Source organism: Lachnospiraceae bacterium oral taxon 096, from assembly GCA_018141845.1.
GTDB lineage: Bacteria > Bacillota > Clostridia > Lachnospirales > Lachnospiraceae > F0428.
Genome location: CP073340.1, coordinates 529,751 through 549,154 on the forward strand (window position 1 = coordinate 529,751; position 19,404 = coordinate 549,154).

At 36.1% G+C, this 19,404-nt stretch carries 15 protein-coding genes; 2 read left to right on the plus strand and 13 right to left on the minus strand.

Annotated features, from left to right (window positions below):
- The first annotated feature begins 199 nt into the window (after window positions 1-199).
- Window positions 200-1,474 (plus strand): IS110 family transposase, encoded by a 1,275-nt coding sequence (locus J5A74_02635; protein QUI96253.1) that lies wholly within the window; start codon window positions 200-202, stop codon window positions 1,472-1,474.
- 197 nt (window positions 1,475-1,671) lie between these two features.
- Window positions 1,672-2,970 (plus strand): serine dehydratase subunit alpha family protein, encoded by a 1,299-nt coding sequence (locus J5A74_02640; GenBank protein ID QUI96254.1) that lies wholly within the window; start codon window positions 1,672-1,674, stop codon window positions 2,968-2,970.
- A gap of 111 nt (window positions 2,971-3,081) precedes the next feature.
- Here J5A74_02640 and J5A74_02645 read toward each other — a convergent pair whose 3' ends face one another.
- From J5A74_02645 to J5A74_02705, 13 genes are all read right to left on the minus strand, one after another.
- On the minus strand, window positions 3,082-3,894 hold the full coding sequence (locus J5A74_02645; protein QUI96255.1) for a hypothetical protein: 813 nt from the start codon (window positions 3,892-3,894) through the stop codon (window positions 3,082-3,084).
- A gap of 232 nt (window positions 3,895-4,126) precedes the next feature.
- Entirely contained in the window at window positions 4,127-5,233 is a 1,107-nt protein-coding gene (locus J5A74_02650) for a HigA family addiction module antidote protein (protein ID QUI96256.1), read from the minus strand.
- Window positions 5,226-5,573, minus strand: coding sequence for a type II toxin-antitoxin system RelE/ParE family toxin (locus J5A74_02655; GenBank protein QUI96799.1), 348 nt, complete (start codon window positions 5,571-5,573; stop codon window positions 5,226-5,228). Before J5A74_02655 ends, J5A74_02650 begins: the two co-directional genes overlap by 8 nt.
- Window positions 5,574-5,807: 234 nt before the next feature.
- A complete protein-coding gene (locus J5A74_02660; protein QUI96800.1) occupies window positions 5,808-6,329 on the minus strand; it encodes a cysteine hydrolase in 522 nt (173 codons plus the stop codon).
- A 65-nt stretch (window positions 6,330-6,394) separates the two neighbouring features.
- Window positions 6,395-9,685 (minus strand): DEAD/DEAH box helicase family protein, encoded by a 3,291-nt coding sequence (locus J5A74_02665; protein ID QUI96257.1) that lies wholly within the window; start codon window positions 9,683-9,685, stop codon window positions 6,395-6,397.
- 143 nt (window positions 9,686-9,828) lie between these two features.
- A complete protein-coding gene (locus tag J5A74_02670) occupies window positions 9,829-10,935 on the minus strand; it encodes a restriction endonuclease subunit S (GenBank protein QUI96258.1) in 1,107 nt (368 codons plus the stop codon).
- A 37-nt stretch (window positions 10,936-10,972) separates the two neighbouring features.
- The gene (locus J5A74_02675) at window positions 10,973-11,941 is read right to left on the minus strand and encodes a tyrosine-type recombinase/integrase (GenBank protein QUI96259.1); all 969 of its coding nucleotides are present in this window, start codon (window positions 11,939-11,941) and stop codon (window positions 10,973-10,975) included.
- An 88-nt stretch (window positions 11,942-12,029) separates the two neighbouring features.
- On the minus strand, window positions 12,030-13,226 hold the full coding sequence (locus tag J5A74_02680) for a restriction endonuclease subunit S (GenBank protein ID QUI96260.1): 1,197 nt from the start codon (window positions 13,224-13,226) through the stop codon (window positions 12,030-12,032).
- Between the two features lie 19 nt (window positions 13,227-13,245).
- Window positions 13,246-14,757: an SAM-dependent DNA methyltransferase gene (locus J5A74_02685; protein ID QUI96801.1), complete on the minus strand. Its 1,512-nt coding sequence runs from the start codon at window positions 14,755-14,757 to the stop codon at window positions 13,246-13,248.
- A 58-nt stretch (window positions 14,758-14,815) separates the two neighbouring features.
- Window positions 14,816-15,331 carry a CbrC family protein gene (locus tag J5A74_02690; protein ID QUI96261.1) on the minus strand — a complete coding sequence of 172 codons (516 nt, stop codon included), beginning with the start codon at window positions 15,329-15,331 and terminating at the stop codon, window positions 14,816-14,818.
- Window positions 15,332-15,390: 59 nt separating this feature from the next.
- Window positions 15,391-15,681: a hypothetical protein gene (locus tag J5A74_02695; GenBank protein ID QUI96262.1), complete on the minus strand. Its 291-nt coding sequence runs from the start codon at window positions 15,679-15,681 to the stop codon at window positions 15,391-15,393.
- 246 nt (window positions 15,682-15,927) lie between these two features.
- A complete protein-coding gene (locus J5A74_02700) occupies window positions 15,928-17,661 on the minus strand; it encodes an ABC transporter ATP-binding protein (GenBank protein QUI96263.1) in 1,734 nt (577 codons plus the stop codon).
- Window positions 17,655-19,400 (minus strand): ABC transporter ATP-binding protein, encoded by a 1,746-nt coding sequence (locus J5A74_02705; protein ID QUI96264.1) that lies wholly within the window; start codon window positions 19,398-19,400, stop codon window positions 17,655-17,657. Before J5A74_02705 ends, J5A74_02700 begins: the two co-directional genes overlap by 7 nt.
- Window positions 19,401-19,404 lie beyond the last annotated feature (4 nt).

The following is a 19,404-nucleotide window of genomic DNA, read 5'->3' on the forward strand; positions in this document are numbered from 1 at the left end:
CTATACTACAAAGCACGGGAGGTAAAGTTGTAAAAACTTTCTCTGTTTTAGACAGCATAAAAATCAGTGTAAGTTCTGTCTTTTCAAGCACAAATAAGTGGTATCATGAATCCGTACACTAAGAATTGTTAAAGCTCTTTGTTTTATTGTGTGGCAGTTCAGTCAATGGCTTCTTATCTTTTGCGAAAGGAGTTACACTATGAAAGTTACTTATCAAACCTGTTGTGGTGTCGATGTTCACAAATCTTTTCTTGTTGCCACAATCATCAAAACTACCGCCGGTATTGAACCTTCTTATCAAAAGAAGCGATTCTCTACCTTCAACAATTCTATTTTAGACTTTAAATCGTGGCTTCTTAAAAATGAATGCCATGATGTCTGTATGGAATCCACAGGTAAATACTGGGTTCCTGTCTTTAATCTTCTCGAAGATCAAATCAACGTTACCATTGCTAATCCCAAATGGGTTAAAGCTGTTAAGGGTAACAAGGACGATACCAAAGATTCTAAATGGATTGGAGACTTATTCCGACTGGGACTTGTGAAAAGCAGCTACATTCCTTGTAGGTTGATCCGTATTCTTAGAGAATACACAAGATATCGTTACAAGCTTGTTTCTTGCCGTTCAAGTGAAAAGAATAGATATCAGAATGCTCTTACTGTTTGTAATATCGCATTAGATTCTGTTGTATCCGATATCTTTGGGAAGTCATCCTCATCCATTATCGATTATCTGCTTGAACAATCAGGTACTACGATTAACCATGAAGAAATCTCTTCAAAACTTCTTAAGAGCCTCAAATCCAAAGAAGACGCTGTGATTGAATCTATCGAAGGATATCAGATGACTGATGCCCAGAAATATCGTATGCGCCTAATTCGCGCACATATGGATTATATCACAGCTGAAATCAATGATATAGATAAACAGATTGAATCTTTGATTTCTTCCGATCCTGATTATGATAAAGCTATTCGGTTACTAACTACCATTCCGGGTGTCAAACGTGATAGTGCAATTACTATCATCTCCGAAATTGGTATTGATATGTCTCAGTTTTGTAATTCTAAACGCTTATGTTGTTGGGCAGGTCTTACCCCCGGCAACAATGAATCTGCCGGTAAGAAGAAATCTGTCCGTATTACACGTGCCGGTGTCTACCTCAAACCTGCATTAGTACAGTGTGCTCATGCAGCCGTGAAATCTGACAAGTCTCCTTACTACAAAACGAAATATGAATCCCTTGTTAAACGCCGTGGCAAGAAAAGAGCTGTTATTGCCATTGCCCGTATGATTCTTATAGCCATCTACCGGATGCTGTCTACCGGAGAGGTATGGAATCCAAGCGATCTTTACAAAATCGATATGCCTGCACCTTTAGCTGAAAAACAGAAGGCTAAGGCTATCAAGCAAGCCAAAAAACTTTTACAAAAGGAAGGACTGCTTCCTCCTGATGAACCTTTAGCTTCTTGATCAATCTACTAAATCTATATCCTCAAATAAGTTGCCTACTTAAGACAGCTTATTTAAGTGCGCCGGTTTACGGCTTACCTCTACTTTCTTTCACACTATCTACCTCTTTTCTTTTCAGTTCCTTTCCAACTTCAGCTAAACCCATCTCTTTTTGACCTTTAATGGTATAATCAAAATAAAACTGAAGGAGGAATACGATGCACGAATTAACAACACTAATCAAAAAAGATATGGTTTTGGCACTGGGTGTCACAGAACCAGGGGCCATTGCCTTCTGTGTCGCAAAGGCAAAATCTTATGGGAAGGGCGAGCTCCTCCATCTAAATGTTGCCATGAACAGTGGGATGTATAAAAATGCCTTTACCTGTGGCATCCCAAATTCCACCGAGGTCGGCAATGTTTTCGCAGCTGCCTTAGGATATGTTGCTGGTAATCCCGATAAGGGCTTAGAATCCCTTGCCGACATCACTCCCTCTGATAATATCACTGCGCAAAAACTTATTGATGAAGAGAAAATCACTGTAGAACTAAGTGGCATCACCAGCCGTATCTTTATGGAAGTAACATTAAAGACGACCGAAAGCAAAGTCATTCTTACTATTCGTGACAAGCACACAAATATCACAAAGATCGTAGTAAACGGAGAGACCATCCTTGAGAAAAAGGACGAGTATGCAACGGATGGCACAGAAACCACAGCAAAAGACACAGCAAAAGTTCATTCCTTACATCAATATACTCTTGCTGAGATCTTAGACTATGTAAACACTGTTCCGCTAGAAGAAATCACATTTGTAGGAGATGCCTATAAGGTCAACTTAGAACTATTTGAAGAGGCCATCAGCAACCCTCGCACGAGCTTTTCAAGACAATTGCTAGCCATGAACGACGGCAAAGTCATATCCAAAGACGAGCAAATGACCGCATCCTTACTCTGCAACGCAGCAATCGAAGCTCGTGTCATTGGTCTTGACAAACCTGCCATGAGTATTACTGGCTCTGGAGCCCACGGCATCATTGCCACCATGCCACTCTATGGCGTTTTCAAGGTCAATGATTTAAGTGAAGAAATTCTCTATCGGGCAACGATGTTGAGCTATCTGATCTGCACCTACATCAAAGAATATTCTGGACGGCTTTCCGCATTCTGCGGATGTGCCATCGCTGCAGGTTCTGGCATGGCCTGTGGCTTAGTCTATCTAAAGGGCGGAACGATAAAACAAATGGAGTATACCCTCAACAACATGGCTTCCTCCATCACGGGCATGATCTGTGACGGTGGCAACCAGGGCTGCACAATGAAAGGCATAGCCGCCTGTGATGCAGCCTTTAGATCTGTGGAATTTGCCATGAAGGGCATCCACATTGACAAAGTACATGGCATCAACGGAAAGACACCCGAAGACACCATGCGCAATATGGGGCTCATTGCCTCTCCAGGTATGGTTGGAACAGAAAAAACTATTCTAGAAATTTTTAAAGATAAGTTAAAATAATCTCATCCTCTGCTGAGGCAGGTACTATTTTTTCTCACTTGCCTCAGTCCATATCATTATGGTTTAGTGAATCTTATCACATGATTTTGAATGATACTACCATCCCTATTTTTACATCTCTTCAATCGCTGCTATTCTATGCAAAGTCACCTTAGCCAGTTTTTTTGCTCTCACAAAATTTTCCTCGCGAAGTATCAGTAACACATAACTGTCACTCTCCATATCCATTTCAGACAAAACATAACCATCCCACTGTGCATTGATCGCCTTCCCCCATCTTGGGATGTCTTCTTTGTCACTCAGTATTTTCTCATCTACATCAAGATTTAATTTGGCACTTAATTTATTTACAGCAGAAATAAACTCATCTTTTCTTTCTTTCCAATCAAGCTCTATCGCCTTTTCTTTCCTCAATAATTCCTCACAAAGTTCTTCCCATACATGATCCATGTCTTCCATGCTTTCATGCTTGTGCTTTTTTAGGAATTTTTGCGTTGTTTTGGAATCTGCAAGCAGAATCTTCGACAATTCCTCAAAAGCAGATTTTACAATTTCATTATCATTTCCTATAACTTCAGTATAGGTCTTTTCATCGGGAAGAACTTCCTTTCTCACAAATGCTCTCATTATCTTTAGTACATCGCCATAGCTTAAATCAGAAATAACATATTTTTTGCCCTTTATTGTCAAATATAAATCTACACGATCTTTACTTTTCCCGACGATGGCTTTCATCGATGTACATCCCTTTACTGCATAGGAAGGGATTAGCTCTGTATAAGTGATATATCCATCATGCATTGCTTTTAGCGAATTGTCAATTCCGACAATATGAAATCCATTTCTATCGTATATGGGGCTTTTCATATGCCATTCTTTATATGTGGCAAAGATCGTTTTTTGTATCCAATTGCATATGCTCATGAGCGTCTCCAACCTCCTTACAAAGTCAAAAAACGCCGTGCGAATCACAATTCATCCCCCCAACTATGTAGGTGGGATAAACTGCTCACAGCGTTTTAAAGAGCTTAGATATAAGTATTAGAAAATTTTTCCCAACGAATTTTCCCTAATCCCTAAACTTCTAAAGAAATAAATATCATTAATGGGTTATCCCCCAGATCTCAAAGAATCAAGTAAACATACTCTATTTATTTTACACAGTATGCTTTATTTTAATCACATACTTTTCTTTTAACTTTGAGCATCTGTTCTGTGCAAGGATTCCATCATGCTGCAATCTTCCGACTACAATTCCCGGATGAATTCCTATTGTTTTGGCAAATTCAACTATTTCGTCATCAGAAGTATATCTAGATGGAGCAAATCTTTTATAATCCGCAGATGAAATCAAATAGTTCGTTGCAAACTTATCTGCTTCTATTTCAAGATAGTTATCAATATCTATCATTTCTTCAACTGTACTACTAATAAATACCATTTTAATTTTCTGCTGAAGCACATGTTTGATTTCATGGAATAATGAAAACCAAAACTTGTCTGCATCCAATCCTCGATTATTCATTGCAAGCACCACTCTATCCTCTGTTACCCACTTAACAGCTCCATTCACTCCTGAATTTTTTAAATGCGGTAATAAAATAAATGCGATACCACATTCAGAAAAGATTTCATTCATTCTTGGCAAGAATACTTTCGGTTCCTTAACCGTCATACCTCTAAGCTCTGGCAAATACCCTTTTAACTTTTCTGCATTATAAGGCTTAGTCTCAATATTTTTTGAGAGATTCATCGCTGTTTGAATCCACGCTCTGGAATTAATAATTTGCCTCTCTCTATTGCAAGATGAACTTGATCTAAAATTCACCAAAAAATCCGGTTTCAACATGATTCTTAAATCTGCAACCTTTAAAAACTTACATAGGTTTGCCACTTTACCTTTTATACTTCTTGTCATTGGTAAACCAATTACATCAACAAAATATTTATAGTCTATCTCTTTCACAAGTTCTGCCTGTGCATCAAAATCCTTACTCTGTTGTATCTCAATCAGCTTTTGATCATAAGTATTCTGTAAATTCTGCCAAACATCTACACTTGTTCCAAGCATTACAGAAAGCTTTTTAGCTAAGTCGTTGGATATATTAGCCTGCCCATTAATTAATTGGCTTAATGTCTTTGCTGTTGTTCCCATTCTTGTGGCAAACTCAGCCTGACTAATATTCATATCTTCAATAATATCTGCAATATAATATCCAGGGTGAAATGCCACTATATCTTTGTATTTATTTACATTACTCATAATGGTTCGACACCTCCGTTACCTTCACAATTTTAATTGTTTTACATCGAGCTAAAATGTCTCCTTCTGTTATCTCTTTTCCATCGTTATCACAGGGAATCATTGTAACTCTATATCCTGTATTACCTAATCGTATGCTCCATTCATCTTTTCTATCACCTTTTAAATGTTCAAAGTGAAATGGAGGGTAATTAGCAATATCCAATAAAGACTCTGCATTAAATATAAAGTTTTCTGCAGATTCAAGTTTCTTTTTTACTTGCTCAGGATAGCGCCATTTTTTCTTGTACTCAGAACAAAACTGCTTCTTTGCAGTTTCACTCTTATACAGTATCTTCATTCCCAAACTTAATCATTTGTCTCCTTTATTTTCGTTACTATTTTGGTAACAAAAATTATATCGCAATTTAAATTCAAAGTAAATATTTTCTATGTAAATACTTTAAAAAACTTGGTATTCTATAAAGAATCCGTGAACCTAAAAAAGTCCTACAAACAAGTAAAAAATAAAACTTAAATGTAGGACTATTCTATTGAACTTGGTTGAACCTTTACGCTGTCAATCTTAGATATATTATTCTACATCGATCTGGCAACTTCTTAGAGTTTCAAGTGCAGCATTATGTTTTTCTATAGTCACACCTGCACAGCAAGCAGCATCTACACTTATCCTTGTCTCAGGCAAAAATGCCTTCAACAGCAAAGCATTGGAAACCACACATATATCTGTACAAAGTCCGACTAACTCTATTTCTATCTCTTCTTTTTTGGCTATCTCTGCAATCTTATTAGCCAGATCTACGCTTCCAAAGGTAGGCTTTTTAAAGATATTCTTAGGATCGATAAGTGGAGCTATTTTTTCATTCAGCTCCCAACCTACCGTATTTTCTATACAATGTGATACTGGAAGATTTTTGCCTTCCTGTGTATTAAGATAATTTTCCTTATGTGTGTCCATCGTTGCAAATCTATCTTTTTTATCGTACCCTAAGATTTTTGTCTTAACCGCTTCGACAATACCCACGGCCTCCTTAGTACCAAGACTCCCGTCGATAAAATCATTTTGCATATCTATAACAATCAGTATCTTTCTCATCATGCAACCTCACAAAAAATATTATAGTGATATTCTCTTTTACTCTGTACTGAGAACTTCTATTACTACGCAGCAGCATTCTCATTAATGCGATCAATAATACTTTTGATATTTACCCATACACCTAAGTCTGTAAATATTTCTACTATACTTCCTTGATCTGTAAATGGTGCTTCCTGTAGTACGGATAAATCTTTCATCACGCCATTGCGAACGATATACTCTACAATTTGGTTTACAAAATAAATCTGTCTGCTGTCAAGGTTACTGTTCTCAAGATATGCTGAAAACGCTTCCTTTGCAGCATTCATATCAAGACCGACAATTTCTCTCACCAGCTCGCCAAGAGGCTTTTGCCCATATTCCTGCTCATACTCCTCTTTCGTTCCAAGCTCTGACCAAAGCACTTTTTCAAGCTCCTTGATATCTTCTTTATTCAGTGGAATATTTGATTTCAGCTTTTTTATTGCCTCATTATCCATATGCTCTCTGATATAATATTCAGCCTTTGCACGATAATTTTTCAATGAATCACTTTCCAGTTCTGACTCATTCCACTCTATAGAAATAATGTCATCAGTGAAGTTGGTATCATATTGAATACCTCCCCTTGGGATATACTTCATCAGTCCACGGAGTTTTTCTCTCATTATCTCAAACTCATTGACTCCACAGCTCTTTATATAATCTGTATGTAAAATATCTTCGATAAGATTTGCTTGCTCATTTATTTCTGTAATATTTGCAAGACTTGCAAGGCTTTTTACATTCTTCTTTAAGTCACCAACAAACCTCTTATACGATTTGCCTGCAAGACATGCAAGCTCAATGCCATACATCAGTGCATCAAAACGCACTGCACTGATTTCATCATCTTCAGGTAAAATAAGAGGTGAAAGTTCTTCTCTTATCAGCATCGTATCTTCAAATGTAAGTGCCTTATAGCCTTCCTCCGTAGAATATACTTCCACAAATTTTAAATGTTGCTTTACATCAAAGCTATCCCTTGAAAGCTCTGATACCTTGGCCACCATCTCTTCAACAAGTCTTTTTCTAAATGCTCTCAGCTCATCACTCTGATAGTCTAAATCCTGCAATCTATAGGCTATCTCAAACTTCAAATTAAAGATGGCCGTCTGTATTGGAATATCATTGGCAACAGTTTTCCCCTGATCCTTATGGATTCTAAAGAAATCAAAGTTTCCACAAAAATCAAAGATATAAAATTTAGACTTATCTACGCCGTCAATGAGCCCCGGACATAGTCTTGTGCCACGCCCTATCATCTGCCAAAACTTCGCATAACTCATTACCTTCTTAAAGAAAACAAGATTGACAACCTCAGGCACATCAATACCCGTATCCAACATGTCTACAGAAATAGCTATCTGTGGCAACTTCTTTGCATCTGAAAAATCATCTATAATACTCTGTGCAAACTTAATCCTATTGTCAATAACCTGTGCATAGCCATTTAAATGTGGATACTCCTTATTAAAAATCTCTAAGATCTTCTCCGCATGTGCATGGTTCTTTGCAAAGATAATACTCTTTCCAATCTTTTGTCCGTAATCTATTTTGATTCCATTTTTCATAAATGTATCAAGCACTTTGCGAATAGTATCGGTGTTGAATATCCATTTATTCAGTGCAGATGAACTTATTGACTCAGGTATACCACCGTCCTCTGTCTCGAAAGTATTTTCATATATGCTCTTATCTTCATCTGACAGCTCTTCATATACAATTCCTTCCTCAATAAACTTAAGCTTCGTTTCAACAGATAAAAAATCAACCAAATATCCATCCTTTACAGCCTGTGAAAGCTCATACCCATAGGTTGGAACTCCCTGTTCCAGATCAAATCTTTCGTAGGTATTTTTATCAATATCATCCTTTGGCGTAGCTGTAAGCCCCACAAGAGGAGCATCAAAATAGGTAAAAATATTCTTGTACTTATTATAGATAGATCTATGTGCTTCATCACATATCACAAGGTCAAAATGTCCACATGTAAATATTTTTCTTTCCTCTTCCTTCACAGAATCTATACAATTCATCATAGTCTGATAGGTTGAAAATACACAATGAGCATTATAATTATCCTTTTCTTCACAAAGATTGGTTACCGATAAATCTGGATAATTATTTCTAAAAGCTCTCTTTGCCTGAATTACCAAAGATGTTCTGTCAGCAAGGAACAAGATATTCTTGACCCATCCAGCATCAAGAAATACATGACACAACTCGATTACCGTTCTTGTCTTTCCTGAACCTGTTGCCATCACAAGTAATGCTTTCCTGCGATGTTTTTTATCGAAAGCATCACATACCGCCTTGATTGCCGCCTCCTGATAGTATCGACCCGCAATATTCTTATCTACAACGACATTTTCAAGAGATGTTTTCATTTTTCTTAGATTAAACATCTTTTCTAAGTCTTCTTTTGAATATACACTTGCTACCTTTCTTTCAGGATATTCGCCATCGATTATTCTGGTATCAAATCCATTGGTAAGGAAAACACAAGGTCGCCTTCCACTTTCTTTCTCAATCGCATCAGCATAGTTGTTTGCCTGCCTTCTTCCAGATACAACATCCATACATGTACGCTTTGCCTCTACGATTGCAAGTGGTCTGTGAGCATCATCATAGAGCACATAGTCTGCAAATCCATTGCCCGAATCTGTAGGTACTCCCTTTATCTTTACCTCATTTAACCAATCAGAACCTTCCCTCCATCCTGCATCTGCAAGCATAGTGTCAATATATATTTTTCTTGTTGAATACTCTGAAAGCTCCAATGGCTTTTCAACATAGCTTTGAATTTTTTCTTTTCTCTGCTCTGTAAGTAAAGCCTTAAGTGATGCATTCTCTGCGATCAACTTATCTAAATCGATATCGGAAATTTCCCCTGTCTTTTGTGGCTTAACCTCTTTTGTCAGAAGTGATTTATCAAATCTTTGTTCAACATAATTATCCGCATAACAATAGCTCAAAAAATCAAAGAATATATGCAGATTCTCAAGACAAAGTATCGCCTGCTCCTCTGTTATTTTCCTTGCATTATGTGCACCTTGATTACCTATCTTGCGTATAAAATTCATACGCTTCAATAGATTTTCATCAATAATATTTCTGAATTCTTCCGTGTTCATCAAACTAACCAGATTGTCCTGATATGGTTTAGTCAATGAAGCATCTACCGAATACATCCATTTGATAGCAAATTCCATAGCTCTACGGCAATTTACCACACATAGTCCTGGATCATATAAAAGTTTTTCTGTCGAAATAGCAACATCAGAAAAGGCCGCAAACCTCTTTTCCTTTTTCAAATAGTCAAAGTTGCCCATAGCCAACCTCCCCATAGTTTTCATAAATGATATTAAAATAGTGAATGTAAAATAATGAATATTTCATCTAAATAGGGATATTCTTAAAGTTTTATTATCTAAAACTCAATTATATATTAAGAAACTCGTTAACTATAACTATTTTACAGCAAAGTTGAGGTTTTGTATATATGGATTTGGGCTACATGGTGGAAGACAACTTTTGATTTGTTGACTTCTTCAACAAATTTAGCAAATACTCTCTGCTCTTCCAATGGTGCAACTGGTATCCTCAGTGAACCATATTTTTTTGCATTTATACCCGGCTGGGCGGCGCCACTTTGATTCAACGATACCCAGTTTCTATACTCATGTAGTCTTGTAAACTCATATAAATACTCTGGAATAATCCTATTGAGGTTCAACTTATATCTAATCAAATATCCAGCAAATATTTGATTTCCACCTCTATATGCATATGTTTTCCCAACTGTTGCACCCATTCGAGCAAAACAAAAATCTCCATACTTTAACTTATATAATTTATCGTCTTCAACATTTGCAGAGCAAACAACATCATCATTTAGTGAACCGTCTTCCTTAATGTCTGTAATTCTTACATATCTAGGTCTACTTGAATTATATTCAACGGATGCTGATTGCGCTCCATATTCTCCTTTACCATATGAAAGGTTATCTAACTCTTCTCTTGGATAATTTTTACTTACAAACATCTCTACAAATCGGGCTTTAATAAGTTCATCTAAATAGTTCAACTGTCTTTTTCTTTTGTTAATAATTCTTGTCAAACTATCAAGTATTTCGACAACATATTTCATTCTACTATCATCAATTATAGGTACCTTATATTTGCCAATTTGCTTAGGACTAATATTTGGCTGAGCACAACCTGCTGCTTCTTTAAATATTCTATCTGTATGATGGAAAAGAAAATATTTAATAAACTCTATAGGTATATTATTATCCTTTTTTCTAACAATTCCTACTCGTTGATTTACTATAAACTTGTCCTGTCTTTTTAATATTCCTATTTTCCCAGTAGTAGCTCCTGAAAGTGCTATATAAATATCTTGATATTCAGAATAGTATTTTTGATTTACTTTTTCTGTTGTGTATTGGCAATCTTCCAATTCTATAGTTCCATCCATAAGTATATTTCCAATTTTTATTACGGGAACTCCTATCTTATCTTCATTAAACTGTTTTATTGCATACCCAGAATATACATCACATATATCTTCTAAAATCATTTATACTATCACACAAACCTCAAGTTGCAAAAAAATCTCACGCAATATACCTTTGATGGGAATTCTTTACATTATTTTGGTTTACCATAGCATATTGCATCGTAGTATCTATTTGAGAATGGCCAAGTATCTTTTGCACTTGTTCTATCGGCATCCCCTTATCTATCGCCCTAGTTGCCATACTTCTACGAAACTTATGTGGATGGATTTTCTCAATATTCAGTTTTCTACCAAGCTCCCTCAATCTAATTTCGACTCCACTTATTTTCAATCTATCATGTGGTGCATCTAAAGTTACAAAAAGAGCCTCATTATCATCATCTCTACTTTCAATGTAATCAATAAGATGTACCTTTGCTTTGGCATCAAAATATACTTTTCTCTCTTTATTTCCCTTGCCATAGACTACGCACTCACGCCCTTCCAAGTCTATGTCACTGATATTTAAATTAACAAGCTCACCTACTCTAATACCTGTGGAATATAATAGATCAATTATCGCCTTGTCTCTTTTTGATGTACAGTTATCTCTAAGTCTTTCTATACTCTCATCGGAAATAACACTCTTCACCACAGTCTTGGTCTTTATCTTATGTATACGCTTCATAGGACTTTTTAGAATATAGTCCTCCTCTTCAAGCCAAGAAAAGAAACTTGAAATATTTCGTCTTATATTGTCAATAGTAGTATTGCTACAATTATTTATCTTTTGATAGTCTGAAAGGTATTCCCTCATCTCCTCGGTATTTACCCTTCTTACCGGTGTTTCCTTATTCTTTAGCAAATGTTCTATAGTTACCTTATAATATTGTATAGTCCTTTCAGAACATCCTTCCACTTTCTTTGCATCTAAAAAGAGTTTTAAAAAGTCTTCATTTGATATTTCCTGCTTACTTGCATCACAATCAGAAAAAGCTTTCAAGATAACCTCCTGAAGCTTTTTCATTTGTGAAATAGATAAATACTCTGACATTTCATTTAGTATGATTACAATTTTTTCTTCCATGATAGTATACTCCTTATATACCATCATCCTGCACCAACCAAATGTCTATCTATATTCAATTTATACTGTTGCTGAAATAACATTATCACTATCCAAAATACTTTTGCATGAGACTATCAAATAACAGCTGTGCCTCATCCAGAGCCTTTTTCACTTCAACTTTTGATTTGTTGACTTGTGTAATAAACTTTTCAAACTCAATTTGCTGTTCCATTGACTCGGGTAATAGTATTGTCATCTGTTTCAAATGAGAAGGTCCAAAATGCATCTGGGCAATTCCTCTCATTTCAGCCATAACCTGATGTTTAAAATAATCCGTTTTTAGAAATTCTCTAAAATATCCCAGTGTCATGACTTCTCTATTCGGCTTAAATCTTATTATACCAGTATTTAAACAATACTTCTTATCTTCTTCAACAATAGCCACTTTCTGATCAAATTTTTCTGGTGCAATCGCAGACGAAACCACCAATATATCATCCTTATCACACATAAAATGAGCATACTTGCCATTAGCCAATTCATTAGAAATGAACCTATCACTCTTATATCCAAATGAAAGCTCATTATCGTTAATATTTGAGCCTGTTAAAAGATTTATTCCTTCTACAGCAAAGTCTACTGATCTAACACCTGGTCCTTCCTGAAACCATACATAATTTGTTAATAGCACTACTTTCCCTCGCCCTCCAAACATCTCCACAAATCGGGCTTTGACTAGAATATCTAACTTTTCTATCTTGACTTCGTATGTATCTATTATATTCTGTATTTTATCCAATATCTCAACTATATTATTTTGAATATAAATATCGACTATTGGTATGCACATATCTTTTAAATGACTTGGTCCATAATTAAGTTGTGCAGAACCTGTAATCTGCTTGGCAAGCTGTAGCTTAAAATGCCTTGACTTTAAATAATACATAAAATATCTAATATTAAGTTCTTTACTATTCAAAACTTTAAATCTAATTGTACTAGTGTTCATACATAGTGGTAACATAGATTTATCAATAAATCCCATCTTCTTATCTATATACTCAACCTTAATACCTGAACTTGCAACGATAAAATCTCCATTATCACATAGAAAATGCTTATATTTACCATATGCCTCATCTCTACTAATAAATCTATCCGAATTAGATATATCTACTTTTCCATTAACTAAATTAGCAACATTTAGTAATTTTACTCCTTCAGAAGTGTACTGTGTATTCCTAACACCAGGTCCTTCTTGAAAAAATAAGACTTCCGGAAATTTCACCCATCTTTTATTCATCTATCATCTCACACAAACCTCAATTTGAGGTCCCTTTCAATAATTCTCTCAACACTCTGGTTTCTTCCATTATCTGCTCATTCAATCGCTCTATTTCATCCAAAATCTCTGATGTTGGCGGATATTCTACAGGAACATACTCCACTTTCTTGTATTTATTGATGGATAAGTCATAATCTTTTTCTATGATTTCACTCTTCGGTACCATAAATGACTTATCTGTTCGCTTTCTGTCTTTTTCATCATCAAGGTTCTTGAAGCGAGCTATGATATCAGGTATATCATTATCTGCTATCGGTGTTCTCTTATCATCCAGACTCTTACCGTCCGCTGTCATATCATAGAACCATACATTATCTGTTCCACCATGGTTGGTCTTTGTAAAGATAAGTATACCTGTAGACACTCCTGCATATGGCTTAAATACTCCTGATGGCATTGATATTACTGCCTCAAGTTTTTGGTTTTCAACCAGTTCTTTTCTGATGGCTTTATGAGCATTGGAAGAACCGAAAAGTACACCGTCAGGTACTATGCAAGCACATCTTCCGCCTATTTTCAGCATTCTTATAAAGAGGGCCAAGAACAAAAGCTCTGTTTTTTTCGTCTTACATATTTTTAGGAGATCTGTTGATACTATTTCTGCATCCAAACTGCCCTTAAATGGCGGATTTGCAAGTATAAGTGAATATTTGTCCTTATCCGGATTTTGATCTGATAGACTGTCTCTGTACTCTATACAGGGATTCTCAATGCCATGCGTCATCATATTCATAGCTCCTATACGAAGCATTATTCCGTCTGTATCAAATCCATAGAACATATTGTTCATAAAATGCTCTTTGTTTTCCCTGTCCATAAGTACTTCTTTTTTGTAGTTTTCCTTTAAGTATTCACCACTGATAACCAAAAATCCTGATGTACCGCATGCCGGATCACATATTGTATCATTCGGCTGTGGATCCATCATCTCAACCATCATTCTGATAATATGCCTTGGTGTTCTAAACTGACCGTTTACACCTGACTGTGCAATTTTTGAAAGCAAATACTCGTATACATCTCCTCTGACATCCGTGCTTTGTACCTTGTCCATCATAGCGTAGATTTCATCCATAGCGTCTACTATCTTTGAAAGCATTAAAGGTGTATTCACTTTGAATATAGCATCTCTCATATATTTACTGTATGCACTGTTTTTATCGCCATGAAGATTCTTTATAAAAGGAAATACCCATTCCTGCATTATGTTATACATTCTTTGTGCAGGGAAATCGTGGAAAACAGACCATTTCAACTGTTCGCCTTCTACTTTGCGCTCCCCTATCTCTACTTCACCGTCAAAAATGCTCTTAAAAGGCAAGCCCAGCATAGCTGCTTCTTTGGCTCTTATATTGTCTGCACTGTCAATATCCCTGATAAACATCAAATAGGTCATCTGCTCCACAACTTCAAGAGGATTTGTAATCCCTCCTGTCCAGAATACTTCCCATAATCCGTCGATCTTATTTTTTAATTCGCCTGTCATAATCCACCTTTCTATTTCACAAAATACTTTTATTCTAAAATATCATTGATATCCATAATAACTAATCGGCATCAACACGAAGATGATACTTCCCACAATGAAAACACTGAAATAAATAGCCACAAAAACTGCCGTCTTTTACTAGATATTGCCGTGCATTATCATACCCATCAAATGAACCATCTTCATCAAACAATTGCTCTGTAATGCCTAGCTCTTCTAGCTCTTTTGTTCCAACTGTTCCAATATATTCACAATAATCATTACAGCATGCAGCCCAATGCTCTCCCTGCCAGCTAATATATCCTGGCGTTTTTTTGTATAATTCTTCTGTCGCAATGGGATTGTCAATCCAATCTGCATCTTGTATATATGTTCCATTGAACTTATGTGCTGCTTTTCCAGAAGATACACAGTTCATACATATGCAATCAATATCCTCTATTGCATAAATATTCTGTATATATGCATTTGTCTTTTCTCCACAACATTGACATATTCCACTGCCAAATTCCACCATTCCATTTTTATATACATTCGGATTATACTTAAAATGTGGCAAATTCTTTGTATTCAACCTGAACCCTCCCCATACTACTTTCTTCTCAACATCATTTTAAAGAAATTGACTTGATCTTATAAAGCTTGTCTTTTCTCTTCTATTCGCCATCCGATAATCCACCCAATAACGAGAAGATAATTTTCCACAGCACCAAGCAAATTTACAAATTTCTGCATCTGTAGATAATGTACGAAATGGTTCGTTCCAATACCAATTTCTCTCTGCCATCCTTTTGCAATACCATATGCAGCAGATCTTCCCATATATTCCGGAGCAAAAATCTGAAGAATTGCAGCACCAAATATTGCTATTATTAAGACAATAAATAACACCCGCAATAAGGCATTCATTTTTTTCTGCTTCATAGGCGAAAACTTCCTTTCATGACTTTGTAAGGTTTGGACCACTATCCCAAATATATTATAACACTTTTATTATTCTGCCTCAATTTGTGTTTTTACAAAGAAAACCTTATGTTAACGAAGAATTTGCACATATCTTATTCAAATAGACAGATTATTGAAACTGGTATCAAAATGCTTCCACCAAACAAACCCATCACTACTCCCCTTAATAAAGACAAATCTACTATATTCAATATTTTGCATTTTTTAAGATGCCTGCACGGAGACCATATGTGCGTAAACGCCGTCTTTTTCCATTAGTTGATTGTGATTTCCACGCTCTATAATTCTTCCGTCAGATATAACAAGTATCTGGTCTGCATCCTTTATTGTTTTTAATCTATGGGCAATGACAAGAAGAGTCTTATTCTTGCACAATTCTGAAATCGCTTCTTGTATAGCACATTCATTATCTGCATCAACACTTGCTGTTGCTTCATCTAAAATAACGATTGGTGAATCCTTCAGAATACATCTGGCAATTGAAATTCTTTGCTTCTCTCCACCAGAAAGTGATGCTCCACCTTCACCGATTACAGTATCAAACCCTTCAGGAAGTGACATGATAAGGTCATAACATCTTGCCTTCTTTGCTGCCTCAATCACTTCTTCCCTTGTAGCATTCGGTCTGCCAATTGCGATATTGTTGTATATTGTATCTTGGAAAAGATAAACTCTCTGGAACACCATACTGATTTTATCCATAAGACTTCCCAATGAAATATTTTTTATATCCTTGCCATCAACCTTAATCGTTCCATCCTTGATGTCCCAAAATCTTGCAAGAAGAGATGCTATTGTAGATTTTCCACCACCTGACGGCCCTACCAGAGCAGTCATTTCACCCTTTTTCATGTCAAATGAGATATGATTCAGCACATTCTTTTCTGTATAGCCAAAGCTTACATCGCTATACTCAACAACTAAATCATTTTGTGTTTTATTTACATTTTTAGATAATGCAATATCACCAGAATCATGAAGTTCTTCTGCTTCAAACACTTCTTCTATTCTGTCTAAAGATGCAGCTGTTACAGTAAGTCTTGTAATTTGTCCATAATAGCTCTCTATGGAAATAAAGATATCAAATAAAAACAATACCATTCCCATCATATAGTCCGGTGTCATTTTTCCATTCGCATATAATAGTCCTGCTACAGCAAGCATAAATGATGTGCCAATCCCGTAGGTAAGATATAATGCTCTCGCCCATGGTCCATAATTTTCCTCAAAGCCAATACTTTCCTTACAACTTTTATTAAACTCATTGGAAAGACTTTTGGATTTTTCCCCTAACATATTAAATGACTTGATAATGCCTATTCCTTCTGCAAAATCCAAAACCTCTTCTGTGAGCGATTCACTTCCCTCTTGCTTCGTTTTTGAATGCTCAAGCGTAGTTTTCATCATAAGATTTCCAACAATTACAAATGCGATAATGACTGCCAATGCAGCAATACCTAAGCGTATATCCATTACAAACATCATGAGTATCATCAAGCCCTGTGAAATCATAAAAGTCACGAGTTCCGATAAAACACCCATACAACACTCTTCAATAAATACCATGTCTGTGCATAAAACTGCACTTATTTTTCCAATATTTCCTTCTGTAAAGTATCCCATCGGAAGTTTTCTGAGATGATCTCCAAGTCTCATTCGCATATCAGCAAACACCTGATATCCTGTTGCTGATTGAAGAACATTCGTTATGTGCTCAAAAACAGCTTCAACTGCTATGCACAGAACAAGACCAATTCCAAGATAAAGGCATTTCTTTTCATTCATTTGCCCCTTCATAAACAGACTGATAGCAAAAAAACTTAATATCAACGGTGCCTTCATCATAATACCCTTGATGAAAGAAGTAATATACGAAGCCCTGATTCTGGAACTATATTTTCCTGTCATACAAACAATTCTATGAAGTATCTTTAGCATGCCTTTTCATCCCCCTTAATCTTCCATGTGCTTGCACTTACAGAGGCATCCCAAAATTTCTTATACTCTGGGCATTCTTCCAAAAGCTTCTCATGTTTATTGGCTGCTATACACCTACCCTCTTTTATCACACAAATCTTATCTGCATTTTTCACAGTGGAAAGTCTGTGAGCAATAACAAGCACCGTTTTATTCTTTGTGATCTCATCAATAGCTGCATTTAATTTTTCTTCATTTTCAGGATCCATAAAAGCCGTGGCCTCGTCCAAAACAATAATCGGAGCATCCTTTAAAATCGCACGGGCCAATGAAATTCTTTGGCGTTCACCTCCTGACAGTTGCTTTCCGCCATCTCCTGCCATTGTCTCTATTCCGTCTGGAAGTCTCTTAAGAAATTCATCGCACTGTGCTCTATTTGCCGCTTCCAATACCTCTTCTCTTGTGGCATCAGGCTTTCCAATAAGAATATTTTCATAAAGAGTTGTATTAAATAAAAATTGCTCCTGTGAAACATAAGAGACCTCATTATTGAGTGCTTCAAGAGACATATCTGTGATATCCTGTCCACCAATCATGATTTTTCCGTCATTCAAATCATAATAATGAACTAAAAGTTTAGCTAGTGTAGATTTTCCACTTCCCGATTCTCCAACAAGAGCGGTTGTTGTTCCCTGCTTAAATTCGAGATTTACACCATGTAGAATCTCTTTATCTCCATAACCGAATCTAACATTTTCGAACTTAACATCTCTATTCACCCCAGTAAACTTTGAAGTTCCCTCTTTAAGCGGTGGTCTGTCCATAAGATTTTCCAGCTCTGTGATTTTATAATTAAGCTGTGGAAACTTTCCTGCAAAATTCATAGCTTTCATAAAAGACGGTCCAACTGCAAAAGACATACAAAGCACTAAAATCAGTTTATCTAAAGCAAGACTTCCACTGATAACCCAAAATGCTCCTATCGGAAGAACGAAAAGTGCAAGACATGGCAAAACACTGGAATACATTGCCATCCATGGCCAACAAGCTCTGTACCATGCAAGGGTGAAATCTCTGTAGTTTTTTACTACTTCGCCAAATTTTTTATAAGAATCACCATCCTTATTGAATACCTTAACAACTTCCATCCCATTTACATATTCAATAATTGTGTTATTCATAACTGCAGCTGATTCATAGTAGGCATCCATTTTTGAGGTGCCCTGCTTCATCATCATACCCATGGCAAATATTCCTATGATTATTGGAATAAATGAAAGCAAACCTAAGCGGAAATCTACCACAAACATAAGAACGATGATTACAAACGGAATAGAGATATTTGCAATACCTTCCGGAATCGCATGAGCAAGTAAAAGCTCGATCATATCAATATCTTCTGTAAAGACCTTTTTTATACGACCTGTACCAAGGCTCTGAATATTTCCAAGAGACTGTTTTTCAAGTTTCCCCTGTAGAGATATTCTTAAATTTTTTAGGGTATTGTATGCACTTATATGTGAAAATATCAGTCCTTTTACATAGGCAAAAGAGTAAATGATCTCACATAAAAGTACCCCCAACACCCTCAACATCACATACCCCAAACTAATAGATTGCCCATTTGTCAATGGTGAAATAATCTGATACAGAAAAAAATATGGCATTGCTTTTGCCACAATACCAATACACATCATAATTACTGCTCTGATAGTGTATTTCTTGTATTCTCCCATATATGGAGCTACCTTTCTAAACATTACA